The organism is Vibrio nigripulchritudo ATCC 27043 (genome assembly GCF_000222685.1).
Classification (GTDB): Bacteria; Pseudomonadota; Gammaproteobacteria; order Enterobacterales; family Vibrionaceae; genus Vibrio; species Vibrio nigripulchritudo.
In genome coordinates this window covers 18,724-32,473 of the sequence record NZ_AFWJ01000277.1, presented here as the reverse complement: position 1 = coordinate 32,473, position 13,750 = coordinate 18,724, and the positions used below count along the sequence as shown (strand labels likewise).

Here is a 13,750-nt window from a genome sequence, read left to right as displayed (position 1 = left end):
ACCCTGCCGGAAGTGCCTGTGAGAGTCGCGGCTCTCAACTGGGATATCGCAGAGCAAGTCTTAGAATTGGGTGTCACCCCCGTCGCAATGCCAGATATCTCTGAATACAACAAATGGGTCGTAAAACCCGCCGTACCTGAATCGGTTGAAGACATCGGCACACGTATGGAGCCAAACATGGCACGGCTTGAACAGCTTAAACCTGACGTCATCATTATTGGTTCACCTCAGGTCGATCTGACTGAGCGACTCGAAAAAATTGCTCCGGTGCTTTATTACCATACCTACAAGCAAGAGCCGGGTAACGTTGACCGCTCTATCAAACATTTCCACCAAATGGGTCACGCGCTCGGTAAGGCTGATGTTGCTAAGCAAAAAGTCGAAGAAATGTACGCCAAGATCGAGGCAATGAAAGCCAAGCTCGATAAGCGCTACCCAGAGACAAAACCCAAAGTCGCTGCATTTAGGTTTGCCAGCACGACAACCATTTACCTCTACGGAGATAATTCCAGCACACAAGAAGCACTCAGCCTGCTTGGTTTTGAAATGGCACTCCCTCAGCCAAGCACACAATGGGGCGTAACGCAGAAACGAGTGAAAGAGCTTTATGGTATTGGTGATGGGCTGGCGCTGTATTTCAAACCCTTTAATCAAGAAGCGGAGCTGGAAAAGTCAGTAATGTGGAACGCCATGCCATTTGTAAAAAGTAACAAAGTACACTCAGTGGAACCCGTTTGGAACTATGGTGGTGCGATGTCTCTGCTTCATGTTGCTGATGCCCTGACCACCAGCCTGCTTGCACTGGCACCAGATTCAGGTGAATAAATGGCAGCAATACGCTTAAGTTTTCTGTTCATCCCACTGCTTGCACTTTCAGGGTACATTGGCAGTGAGCTAACTCTCGGTCATCAGTGGGGAATTGTATTCCAGTTGGTCACAACGGGATTTGAACCTGCTGAGTTTGAGGAAATTCTGTTTGCCGAGGCGCACCTTCCCAGAATCCTGATTGCCTTGATGGTAGGCGGTGTTCTGGGGCTGGTGGGAAGCCTGTTGCAACAGCTGACTCAAAACCCATTGGTGTCTCCTCTCACATTGGGTACTTCTTCCGGTGCCTGGCTGGCCCTGATCATCGCTGGTGTCTGGCTTCCGCCTGCCACTGCCTTTGCCTCTATCCTCATTCCATTTATCGGGGCCATGATTAGTCTGGGAGTGGTTATCTCCATTGTCGGCTTAAAAGAGCTATCGGGGCTCAGAGTTGTCTTAGCCGGTATGGCGGTGAATATTCTGTTTGGCGCTATCGCAACAGGTATTGCTCTGTTCAACAACGAATACGCTAAAGATCTGTTTATCTGGGGTGCGGGCGATCTGGCTCAAAATGGTTGGCAGCAAGTTGAGTGGCTCTACCCTCAACTCTTGTTGGCACTGGTTTTAATCGTCGTTTCTCCAAGGATTCTGGCATTGCTGAGGTTAGGGCAAACTAACGCCGCTGCCAGAGGGCTTAGCCTGATTCCTGCGTTTGCATGTTTGCTTATTCTTGGTCTTTGGCTCGTTTCTTCTGCCATCGCAACGGTAGGAATCATCAGTTTTATCGGATTGATTGCCCCAAATATCGCCCGATACGCAGGGGCAAGAACACCGAAAGCCGAACTTTGGTCCAGTATGGTGATGGGAGCCTGCCTGCTGCTGGCGACGGATACATTAACTGTGGCAATCAATTTGGTCTCTATCAGCGTTATTCCATCAGGTACCGTCACAGCGTTCATTGGTGCTCCGGTCTTAATTTGGTTTGCTCGAAACAAATTGAAAGTTCAGGATCAAATGAGCCTGTCGCTGCCAGAAACGTCCCTAAACTTCCGCTCAAATACGTTAGGTATCGCGGCTGTCACGACTCTCATCATGGTCGTTTTAAGCGCGTTTGTTTATAACACTGGGCACGTTTCGGGCTGGACAATTCAAATGCCTACCGAATTTGTCTGGGAGCAACAATATCCAAGAATGCTGACAGCATTTAGCGCCGGATTTGGCTTAGCCATCGCTGGTGTTGTACTTCAGCGAATTATCTATAACCCGCTGGCAAGCCCGGACATTTTGGGCATTTCGGCAGGTGCCAGTCTGTTTCTGGTGGTTGGCATGATGCTGCTTGGGACGTCACTGTTTGAACTGCAGTTTTCTCTGGCTTTAGCTGGCTGTTTAGCTGTGCTGGCGGTACTGCTTTTATTGGGTCGACGACACCAGTATTCACCGGGGATGCTGATACTCACAGGTATCGCTATAACTGCTCTGATTGAGTCACTTATCCACTTTATTCTTGCGCAAGGGAACGAAACCGCTTACCTGCTTCTGACCTGGCTATCTGGTTCTACCTACCGAGTGGAAGCTAACTCTGCCATTGCCCTCTTTGGTTGTACTCTAGTGCTCTCTGGATTGGCTTTGTCGTTACACCGATGGTTAACCCTGATTTCTGGAGGAAGAGGCTTTGCACAGGCGCGAGGGCTTAATGTTCCTTCAAAGTTTAAGATTCTTTTGATCCTCGTTGCCATGCTTTGTGCTGCGGTAACCGCCACCATGGGTCCGGTGTCCTTTATCGGGCTGCTTGCTCCGCACGTTGCGGTAATGCTGGGAGCAAAGCGCGCCAAAGATCAAATGCTGGTAGCAGGCTTTACAGGCGCGTCATTGCTGATGTTTTCCGACTGGCTGGGTCAGAATGTGGTCTATCCCGGACAAGTATCGGCCGGTATTGTGGTCTCTATCATCGGCGGTTCTTACTTCTTAATTCTACTCATGCGGAGTAAAGTGTCCCGATAGCTCGAACTAGCCCTTAGTGAAAACAATTCTCATTCATTGAATTTCATTCAGGGCTAGAATACACTGCGAGCTCTTTCGGAGGACCCTATGAAAAAAACAATTCCACTCTCTATGCTTCTTCTTGCAGGCTGTTCTGCTGTGCCTTCTACTGAGAACTCATCGTCTGCAATAAATACCTTCTATGATTATCAAATTTACGCCTCCGGAAAATCCAAAGCGCTTCACGATCTTGTCGAGGAATTATCTTCTGCGGATGTGGTTCTGGTCGGTGAGTGGCATGGTCATTCTGCAACCCACCGTTTTCAGACAGACTTATTAGCGGCACTCAACCAATCGGGTCTGCCCACTGCTCTGGCAATGGAGCAGTTTTCACGAGATGTGCAACCAGTGGTCGATGATTACCTTAGTGGTGAAATTGGCGAGCAAACGTTGATCAAACAAGGTAACGCATGGCCAAACTACACCAGCAACTACCGCCCTCTGGTCGAATTTGCGCGCACCAATAATTTGGATGTAATTGCAGCCAACGCACCAAAAAACACGGTGAAATGTATTGGTCGAAAGGGTTTATCCTGGACGGAACACTTAAGCGAAGAAGATCGCGGTTTTATTGCCAAAAACATCGATACCAGCGATTCGCCATACAAGCAGAAATTTATGGCATCCATGCACCATGGAAAGCCTGAGCAAACCGCAAATCAATACGCGGCACAAGTTACCTGGGATGAAACCATGGCCGAGAGTATTGTTCAGTACCTTGGTGAAAATCAGGGTAAAAAAGTACTGCTCACTGCGGGTAAGTTTCACGTAACTGGAGGCTTAGGGACAGCACATTCAATTAAGCGTCGAAACCCAGACTTAAATGTAGTTGTCATCGACCCTGTGACTGAAATTTCAGAAAGTGCTATCGGATACCAAGTACTGGTTTCAGAGCTTCCGCCTCGTTACATCAAGCAAGAAAACCGCATGAAAGCATACCACCAGTTAGGTAAGCGAAATGCTGGCTTGAATTGCGACATCAAGTAAATCCCTCTCCTCAGAACTGGACTGATTTTTGCTAGCTTCTTGACCATTGTGTACAAGAAGCTATCAAATTCGGCAGAAAAAACAGTCAAGGTTTTCTAACCTTTGCCGATAGAGTATTCAGGACATATTGAGGAGTACAATATGACTTCGATTGGATCAGAGCCAGTGCGAGTCACGCCAGCCACTGCAACCACCAGCAGCACGAATGCCAAAGCGACCGATGAAGCCGTCGCGAATTCTGCAGTCAAAGTGGAACAGAACAAAGTGACCTTGTCTGCTGAAGGCAAGGCTCTGCTGGCAGCATTACAACAAATCGAGAAAGAAGGCGTAGCTGTAGGCGATAAGAGCGTCGGCGATAAAGTCGAATCGTTTGCCCATGGCGCACTAGGGATGGATCACCCAGATAAGTTTAAAGAAGAAGACGATACCTCCTATTCCGCGGGGCAATATTTGTCCGCGGCGGCAACACTTGGCGGCATCATTGCGTTGTTGATCTAGCTCGTTAAGCTGAAATTACGAACAACCAACTTTTCGTATAGAATTTTGTTTGTCCACAATTTAACCTCAAATCCATAGCAATTCTTGTTGCTGATTGTGGCATGTCGTTGTGGGCAAACTTTTTCATTCTATTAGATCTTTCCCCTCTTGATCCGCATAAAAAATTTCATTAGACCACATAACTTTTATGCTGAAATTTCTCCGTAGGAAGACGCTCGAGCATTTCATTTTTAAGGTCGGTTACTTTACGGTAGCTACACCCAATGAAGCAGAGATATTGCCCTACCTTACAGAAAACTCAGTCTAACCTACCCGAAGTAAAGCTTATTGAAGGGTTAACCTTCTATTTTCTGAGTCTTTTACTCTCGAACATCAAGATTTCAAAACCAGATAAGCAATCAAACACTTATTAAATTTTCAAAAATCAACATTTGTAACACTAAGTTCGATTTAACTACGCTTTTTTTATAAGAATGTTTTGAGTACTAAGTATTTTTCAGGCATTCTTTTTTAATTGAACGTTCAATTAAAAAAGGAAAAACGGTTATGCCCAAGGTTGGGATGCCAGAGATACGCAAGCCACAGCTCGTTCAAGCCACTATGGCTGTGATTGATCGAGTTGGGTTGCATGCAGCCAGTATTTCGCTGATCAGCAAAGAAGCGGGTGTATCCAGCGGGATCATCAATCACTATTTCGGTGGCAAACATGGGCTCTTGAAAGAAACCATGCGTGAGATTCTTCGCCAACTCTCAAGTGCGGTGAAAGAACAGCTTAGAGAACTGCCAAAAGACGCTCATCAGCAGCGAATCAATGCCATCATCAACAGTAACTTCGTTGGCTATCAGACAGAAAACAAAGTGGCAAATACATGGTTGGCTTTTTGGTCGTACTCAGTGCATGACCCCGAGCTCAAGCGACTGCAAAGAGTCAATGAAAAGCGTCTTTTGTCGCACCTAAAAATCGAATTGAAAGCGTTGTTTGAGAAAGAGCAGGCCGAGATCATCGCTCATGCCATTGCGGCATTGATCGACGGTATTTGGCTAAGGGGCACCTTGAACCCCGAAGGGATCGATGCACAAAAAGCACGTTTAATCATCAATGATTACCTTGATAAGCAACTCACTTTCTATTCACAACAATAAAAACAGTCAATCAAATGGACATGAAATCACTATACATTAACGGTCAACTTCGCCGTGCTACGTCTGGAAAGTCCTTTACCACCTTTAATCCTGCTACGGGTAAACCGCTGGCAGAAGTTGGGCAAGCCAGTTCAGATGATCTTGCAGATGCCATCGCATCTGCTCAACAAGGGTTTAACGTTTGGTCAGCGATGACGGCGACAGAGCGCAGTCGTATCTTGCTCAAAGCGGTGGCTCTGCTGCGTGAAAGAAACGATGAACTTGCGAAACTAGAGGTGGCTGACACGGGCAAACCCATTCAGGAAGCCATTGAAGTCGACATCGTCACCGGCGCTGATGTTATCGAGTACTTCGCTGGTTTGGTCCCTAGCCTGCAAGGCGAACAGCAACCTCTCAGTGAAAACCAATTCTTCTACACTCGCCGCGAGCCATTAGGCATATGCGCAGGCATTGGGGCATGGAACTACCCCATTCAAATTGCGATGTGGAAATCGGCACCTGCTCTGGCAGCAGGGAACGCCATGATCTTCAAGCCTTCGGAAGAAACACCGCTGACGGCGTTAAAACTGGCAGAAATATTCACCGAAGCTGGTCTGCCAGATGGTGTATTTAATGTCGTACAGGGAGATCACCGCGTGGGACAAATGCTCACCGCGCACCCAGACATTGCCAAAGTCTCTTTCACAGGAGAATCGGGGACGGGAAAACAAGTGATGGCTGACAGTGCAAAAACACTCAAACAAGTCACCATGGAACTCGGCGGTAAATCGCCTTTGGTGATCTTTGAAGATGCCAAACTCAATGATGCTGTCTCTGCAGCCATGGTAGCCAACTTCTACACCCAAGGCGAAGTATGTACTCATGGCACACGTGTTTACGTGCATGAAGCTATTTACGATGACTTTATTCGCCAGCTAAAAAACCGTACCGAAAAACTGATTGTTGGCGACCCAACAAACATGAAAACCCAGATCGGCGCTCTGATCTCGAAAGATCATCTGAGCAAGGTACTTAATGCGATCGAAGACGCAAAAAACAATGGCGCAACGCTACTGACTGGCGGCCATCAACTGACGGAAAATGGGCTGGATAAAGGCAACTTCGTTGCACCAACAGTCTTTGTCGATTGCGATGACAGCATGCAACACGTGCAAAGCGAGATTTTTGGTCCTGTGATGTCCGTGCTCAAGTTCTCTGACGAACAAGACGTCATCAAGCGCGCGAACGACACCACGTATGGTTTGGCCGCGGGCGTCTTTACTCAGAACCTGTCTCGTGCTCACCGCGTCATTCACCAGCTTCAAGCCGGTATTTGTTGGGTGAACACCTGGGGAGACTCTCCTGCCGAAATGCCCGTTGGTGGTTACAAACATTCAGGTATCGGACGAGAAAATGGTCCTGAAACGTTACGCCACTACACGCAAACCAAAAGTGTTTTGATAGAACTTGGCGATTACCAAAGCCCTTACGCTTAACCTATAACTCAGCGGAGAATCAGACATGGAGCAACGCTACGATTATATTATCGTCGGTGCGGGTTCGGCTGGCTGCGTTTTGGCAGACAGACTCACCGAAGACGGGCGTCACAGTGTCCTGTTGTTGGAAGCAGGCGGGACAGACCGAAGTATTTTTATTCAAATGCCAACAGCGCTTTCCTACCCAATGAACACGGAAAAGTACGCGTGGCAATTTGAAACCGTTAAGGAAAAATCTCTGGATGGACGCCAGCTGCATTGCCCTCGTGGCAAAGTACTAGGTGGCAGTTCGTCCATCAACGGCATGGTTTACGTGCGCGGTCATGCTTGCGACTTTGATGAGTGGGAACAGCACGGGGCGAGCGGTTGGAACTATCAAAACTGCCTGCCTTACTTCAAACGAGCAGAGACCTGGTCTGGCGGCTCTGATGAATACCGTGGTGGCGAGGGTCCCGTCGGCACTTGTAATGGCAACGATATGGCGCTCAACCCTCTTTATCAAGCGTTCATCGACGCTGGGAAAGAGGCAGGATACCCAGAAACCCAAGATTACAACGGCTATCAGCAGGAAGGTTTCGGTGCCATGCACATGACCGTGGATAAAGGTGTACGCGCGTCCACGTCTAATGCCTATCTGAGACGAGCGCTTAAGCGTTCGAACCTGACGCTTATCAAGCGTGTTGTCGCGCATAAAGTTCTGTTCGAAGGCAAAAAAGCCATAGGTGTTGAATTTGCACATCACGGAAACATCCGTCAATGCTTTGCTGATCAGGAAATCATTTCCAGCGCAGGCTCCATAGGTTCTGCCCAACTGCTGCAATTATCGGGTATCGGTCCAAAAGACGTGCTCCAAAATGCCGGTGTTGACCTTCATCACGAGCTGCCTGGTGTCGGTCAAAACTTGCAAGATCATCTGGAGGTCTATTTCCAGTATCAGTGTAAACAACCTATCACCCTAAACAGCAAATTGGGTTTGGTTAGCAAAGGCATGATTGGCGCGGAGTGGATCCTAACTCGCAAAGGGCTGGGTGCCACCAACCATTTTGAATCCTGCGCGTTTATTCGTTCCAGAGAAGGGCTTAAGTGGCCGAATATCCAATACCACTTTCTTCCAGCAGCCATGCGTTACGACGGTCAGGTGGCGTTTTCTGGGCATGGTTTTCAAGTTCATGTAGGTCCAAATAAACCTGAAAGTCGCGGCTCGGTTACGATTATTTCAAACCGCCCAAGCGACAAGCCCAAAATTGAATTTAACTACTTGTCAACTAAGCAAGATCGTCAGGATTGGCGAGACTGTATTCGTCTTACCCGAGAAATTTTGGCACAGCCGGTCATGGACGCCTATCGAGGTGACGAAATTCAGCCGGGTGATGACGTCACCAGCGACGAAGCAATCGATCAATGGGTCAAAGACAATGTGGAAAGTGCTTATCACCCGTCATGCAGTTGCAAAATGGGCGCAGAGGACGACCCCATGGCGGTATTGGATGAACAATGCCGCGTAAGAGGCATAGAAAGGCTTCGGGTAGTGGATTCGTCCATATTCCCGACGATTCCAAATGGCAACCTTAACGCTCCCACCATCATGGTGGCTGAACGGGCAGCCGACATGATTCTTGGGTTACCACTGGAGAAGCCTAAAAATTTACCGGTTTGGATTGATCCAAATTGGCAATCACAACAAAGAACACACCCCCCAAAGCGAGACACAGTATCTCACTCGAAAAATCAGTAATCATTACAAGGAAACTATTATGTCTATAAAGACAAAAACGCTGTCGGCGCTGGCAATCAGTACGCTAGCCGCAAATGCTTATGCCAACCAGTGCGAAACGGTTCGCTTTGCCGACGTAGGCTGGACGGACATTACCGCAACAACCGCAGTCACCTCGGAACTGCTAAAAGGACTAGGATACAAAACTAAAACAGACTTGCTTTCTGTTCCTGTCACATACTCTTCACTGGCAAACGGTGATATCGATATCTTCCTTGGCAACTGGATGCCAACAATGGAGGGAGATATCGCTAAATACCGTGAAGCTGGAACGGTGGAAACCATTCGTGCAAACCTAGAAGGTGCAAAATACACCCTTGCGGTTCCTAAATACGTTTACGATGCAGGCGTCACAAGCTTTGCGGATTTAGCCAAGCACGCCGACAAATTCAAAGATCGCATTTACGGCATAGAACCGGGCAACGATGGAAACCGCTTGATTCAATCCATGATCGATTCAAATGCGTTCGCCCTCAAAGATTTTAACCTCGTTGAATCGAGTGAAGCCGGCATGGTATCTCAGGTAGCCCGTGCGGTTCGACGTAATCAATGGATTGTTTACCTAGGCTGGGCACCACACCCTATGAACAGCAACTTCGAGATGAAATACTTGTCTGGAGGTGATGACTTCTTCGGTCCTAATTACGGTGGTGCGAACGTCTATACCAACGTAAGAGCCAATTACCTTAACGAATGTAAAAATGTCGGCCAACTGCTGAAAAACCTTCAATTCAGCCTAGAGATGGAAAATGAGCTGATGGAAGCCATTCTTAACCAGAATGTGAAACCTTCAAAAGCAGCGCTACAGTGGCTAAAAGCCAACCCACAGCAAGTAGAAGCCTGGTTGAAAGACGTAAAAACGAGCACGGGAAGAGACGCGAACTCTGCCGTTCTAAGCTACGTCAATTCCAACGCATAACGTTCACGGCGAGCAACAATGCTCGCCTTTCAATCTAAGGTTTTATTGTGAATTTCATAACAGACAACAAAATCCCTTTTGGCGAATGGATGGAGATTGGTGTGGACTGGTTGACTCTGAACGCTTCAGGCTTCTTTGACACCGTCTCAATCTTTCTGGAAACCATCATCCTTTTCGTTGTCGATATTTTTAAATGGATGCCGCCAGCGGTTCCCATACTGATGACGGCTGCGATTGCCTGGTATTTGCATCGAAGCATCCCGCTTGTTCTATTTGTCATCGGTGCATTGTTAATGATCTTAAATCTCGGCTACTGGCAAGAAATGCTGGAAACCTTTGTCTTAGTGTTCGCTGCGACAACGATTTCCGTATTAATTGGCGTTCCATTAGGCGTGATGGCGGCACATCGACCATGGCTCTATACCCTGCTACGCCCCATATTGGATTTAATGCAAACCGTGCCCACTTTTGTTTATCTGATTCCAACACTGGTTCTGTTCGGTTTAGGTATTGTTCCGGGTCTGATCTCGACCATCATCTTTGCCATCGCCGCACCGATTCGCCTGACCTACCTGGGGATTACCAAGGTTCCTGAAGAACTAATCGAAGCAGGGCAAGCCTTTGGAGCCAGTAAAATGAAATTGCTCTTCAAAGTCGAGTTGCCTGCCGCCCTGCCAAGTATTATGGCGGGGGTCACGCAGTGCATTATGCTGTCGCTTTCTATGGTGGTCATTGCAGCACTTGTCGGAGCCGATGGCTTGGGGAAACCCGTGGTTCGTGCCCTGAATACCGTTAATATTTCACAAGGCTTTGAGGCTGGACTTGCCATCGTTTTGGTCGCCATCATCCTGGACCGACTATGTAAATCACCGAATCAAAAGGAAATCTGATCATGGACGCCATTCAAATTCAGAACTTAGACGTGGTATTTGGTGATAAAAGTGCGCAAGCGTTAGCGCTGCTCGACGAAGGAAAAACACGTCAGGAAATCATCGACCAAACCGAGCAGGTGGTTGGCGTGGACAATGTCACCATGAGTGTAAAAGAGGGTGAAATTTGTGTGCTCATGGGGCTATCTGGTTCAGGAAAATCAAGCTTGCTTCGTGCTGTAAATGGGTTAAACGGTATCAGCCGTGGGTCGCTAAAAATCAAAGATGGCGACAACCAAGTGGAGTTATCCTCATGCAACGAAGAAACCCTCAGACATTTGCGCACTCATCGCGTTTCTATGGTATTTCAAAAATTCGCACTGATGCCTTGGTTAACCGTATTAGACAACGTCGCATTCGGGCTTGAAATGCAAGGGATACCTAAAACCCAACGCAGGGCGAAAGCCCGTGAGCAGCTTGAAATGGTGGAGCTTGCCGAGTGGGAAAATAAGTACCCTCATGAACTTTCTGGAGGCATGCAGCAACGTGTCGGGTTGGCAAGAGCGTTCGCAATGGACACCGACATTTTGCTGATGGACGAACCGTTTTCTGCGCTCGATCCATTGATTCGAGCTCAACTGCAAGACGAGCTGATTCAGTTACAAAACAAACTGAACAAAACCATTTTGTTTGTAAGTCACGACTTGGATGAAGCTCTGAAAATCGGAAACAACATCGCCATAATGGAGTCGGGCAAGCTGATTCAACATGGTAAACCTGAGGAGATTGTCCTCTCACCAGAAAACGATTATGTGAAAGATTTTGTCTCACACACTAACCCTCTTAATGTCTTGAAAGGGCGTTCCTTGATGCAGCCAGCCCACGAACTGACAAGAGAAGGTGCCAAGTGGCGAGTCGGTGACACTCAACCTATATGGTTCGAAATTAAAGACGATACGCTGAAGCTGGATAGCTCCGATGAGCTTAGTCTCGTGGACTGGCGTTCAGGCACCACATTGCTATCGGAAATCAATCATCGCAGTGTCGTGATCGCCAGCCCAGATATAGGAATGCGTGACGCCATTGAAATCAAACAATTCAGCAGCCAGCCTATTTTGTTGGTTGAAAACGATGAGTTGATTGGGGTACTCAACGACAGTGACTTCTATGCAGGACTTCTAGGTAAACACCACCGAGCTGCGGCTTAAAAGCATCCTATTTGCTGTCTAAGCCGCATAAGCACTTGGACAGCAACTGATTTTATTTATCCTCAGAACAAATATCTTTGTTTGTCCGAAGTTAACCTCAAACCCATAATAAGCCACATTTTTGTTATGGAATACCTTTGTGGACAAGCCCTTTTCATTAATCGATAAACCCACGTTTTTCGGTGCTCTCTTCTTACTTACCTTAGTTACGATTCCTCTCATCGCATTTCCTGCTGAAGGTGCTCACTGGATAGCGATAGCCAAATCCTTTATGACCGACAAGCTAGGTTTCCTATACCTGACTCTGGGGATTACTGCATTCTTCTTTATGATTTATGTTGTGTTCAGCGACATGGGACAAATTAAATTAGGTGACGTAGATGAGAAGCCTGAGTTTGCTACTGCCTCATGGGCAGCTATGTTGTTTTGCGGCGGAATCGGAGCCAGCATCCTGTATTGGGGCTGCATCGAATGGGCATATTATTATCAGTCCCCGCCCTTCCAGCTCCAACCGGGAAGTGAAGAGGCGGTCCGCTGGGCAGCCACTTACGGCATTTTTCACTGGGGACCCATTGCGTGGGCAATTTACCTGATTCCAGCCTTGCCCATCGCCTATTTCTTTTATGTGCGCAAACAGCCAGTACTGAAAGTGTCCAGTGCTCTGATGCCTGTGCTCGGTGAGGAGCGCACTCAGAAAGCACCAGGCAAAATCGTTGATGTGCTGTTCATTTTTGGCTTACTTGGTGGCGCAGCGACGACGCTTGGATTAGCCGCTCCACTTATCAGCGAAGGGTTGTATCAGCTATTTGGTATTCCCCAAACAACATACAGTCAGATTGGTGTTCTTTTGGTTTGTACCGCGATTTTTTCCTATTCCTCTTATGCTGGAATGGAGAAAGGCATAAAGGTTCTCAGTAACATCAATTTCTGGGGTGCCATGGGCTTGCTCGCGTTTGTGCTGATGGTGGGACCCACCATATTCATGCTGGAAACGGGCTTAGATTCAATTGGCAGAATGCTTTCGAATTTCTTCACTATGGCAACATGGGCTGAACCTTTTGGTGGCTACGGCAGCTTCGACAACACCCACTTCCCGCAGGACTGGACCATCTTTTACTGGGCGTGGTGGCTGGTCTTTGCGCCGAGCATGGGCTTATTTATTGCGCGTATTTCCAGAGGAAGAACCATCAAACAGATGGTCACAGGTTCTATTTTCTTTGGTTCCTTAGGCTGTTTTCTGTTCTTTATGGTTTTGGGAAACTACGGTCTCTCTTTGCAACTTTCTGGCGAGCTGGATGTTGTCGCCATCCTGAATGCAGAGGGGGCGACCAAAGCCATTTTTGCTATGCTTGGTGCCCTTCCTTTTAGCAAAGTAGTTATCGCCGTATTCACCTTGTTGTGTGTGATTTTTACGGCGACAACCTTTGATTCCATTTCCTACATACTGGCATCGGTCGTACAAAACAATGTGTCCGAAGAGCCTATGCGCTGGAACCGCATGTTCTGGGCATTTACCTTGTCTCTACTACCAACGGTATTGATGTTCCTTGGCGGGCTGAGCACATTACAAACCGCTGCAATTGTGGGTGGTCTTCCATTACTGGCAATCTCTGTCATGTTGATGGTATCCGCTGTCAGAGCCACCAGCCTGGATATCCGACATCAGGAAGATTACGTAGAGCCGACGATAAATATAGAAGAGTTGCCTGACATCGATCCTTGGTCTTCTGAAGGTATGGCTCTGGCAAGGTTTGAACAGAGCAAAGACGCAGCCCAAGAAGCTGCCGAGCAAGAACGTGAGGCACTTGCCCAGTTGCTCGCAATGAAAAAACGTATTCGCGCCTATGTGCTTGAACATTGTGACGATGAAAATGTAGCCGACCATCAACTACCAGCGGATATGCAAGAAGAGCTTCAGACCTTGCAGAACCTGATGACAAAAGCCAAAGAAAACAAAGAACTTTTGTCTCAGCAAGCACAAGAAGCAAGAATGGAGTTTAATCGACAGATAAGTTGATAGTCACTAGCACCAA

11 protein-coding genes are annotated in these 13,750 nt (G+C 47.7%); all 11 read left to right on the top strand.

What is annotated here, in order from left to right; translation table 11 throughout:
* On the top strand, window positions 1–825 hold an 825-nt coding region (locus tag RH89_RS20520), incomplete at its 5' end, for an iron-siderophore ABC transporter substrate-binding protein (protein ID WP_004406005.1).
* Window positions 826–2,805: a Fe(3+)-hydroxamate ABC transporter permease FhuB gene (fhuB, locus tag RH89_RS20515; protein WP_004406003.1), complete on the top strand. Its 1,980-nt coding sequence runs from the start codon at window positions 826–828 to the stop codon at window positions 2,803–2,805. It begins immediately after the preceding gene.
* 87 nt (window positions 2,806–2,892) lie between these two features.
* Window positions 2,893–3,831, top strand: a complete 939-nt coding sequence (locus RH89_RS20510) for a ChaN family lipoprotein (protein ID WP_004406000.1) — start codon at window positions 2,893–2,895, stop codon at window positions 3,829–3,831.
* Between the two features lie 141 nt (window positions 3,832–3,972).
* Window positions 3,973–4,329, top strand: coding sequence for a hypothetical protein (locus tag RH89_RS20505; RefSeq protein ID WP_004405999.1), 357 nt, complete (start codon window positions 3,973–3,975; stop codon window positions 4,327–4,329).
* 546 nt (window positions 4,330–4,875) lie between these two features.
* The gene (betI, locus tag RH89_RS20500) at window positions 4,876–5,472 is read left to right on the top strand and encodes a transcriptional regulator BetI (RefSeq protein ID WP_004405998.1); all 597 of its coding nucleotides are present in this window, start codon (window positions 4,876–4,878) and stop codon (window positions 5,470–5,472) included.
* A gap of 14 nt (window positions 5,473–5,486) precedes the next feature.
* The gene (betB, locus tag RH89_RS20495; RefSeq protein WP_004405996.1) at window positions 5,487–6,947 is read left to right on the top strand and encodes a betaine-aldehyde dehydrogenase; all 1,461 of its coding nucleotides are present in this window, start codon (window positions 5,487–5,489) and stop codon (window positions 6,945–6,947) included.
* A gap of 25 nt (window positions 6,948–6,972) precedes the next feature.
* Complete coding sequence (gene betA / locus RH89_RS20490; RefSeq protein WP_004405995.1) at window positions 6,973–8,682, top strand: choline dehydrogenase; 1,710 nt, start codon at window positions 6,973–6,975, stop codon at window positions 8,680–8,682.
* Between the two features lie 19 nt (window positions 8,683–8,701).
* Window positions 8,702–9,640, top strand: a complete 939-nt coding sequence (locus RH89_RS20485; RefSeq protein ID WP_004405993.1) for a choline ABC transporter substrate-binding protein — start codon at window positions 8,702–8,704, stop codon at window positions 9,638–9,640.
* Between the two features lie 47 nt (window positions 9,641–9,687).
* Window positions 9,688–10,530: a choline ABC transporter permease subunit gene (gene choW / locus RH89_RS20480; RefSeq protein WP_004405992.1), complete on the top strand. Its 843-nt coding sequence runs from the start codon at window positions 9,688–9,690 to the stop codon at window positions 10,528–10,530.
* Window positions 10,531–10,532: 2 nt separating this feature from the next.
* Window positions 10,533–11,717, top strand: a complete 1,185-nt coding sequence (gene choV, locus RH89_RS20475) for a choline ABC transporter ATP-binding protein (RefSeq protein ID WP_004405990.1) — start codon at window positions 10,533–10,535, stop codon at window positions 11,715–11,717.
* A 139-nt stretch (window positions 11,718–11,856) separates the two neighbouring features.
* Entirely contained in the window at window positions 11,857–13,734 is a 1,878-nt protein-coding gene (locus RH89_RS20470) for a BCCT family transporter (protein ID WP_004405989.1), read from the top strand.
* Window positions 13,735–13,750 lie beyond the last annotated feature (16 nt).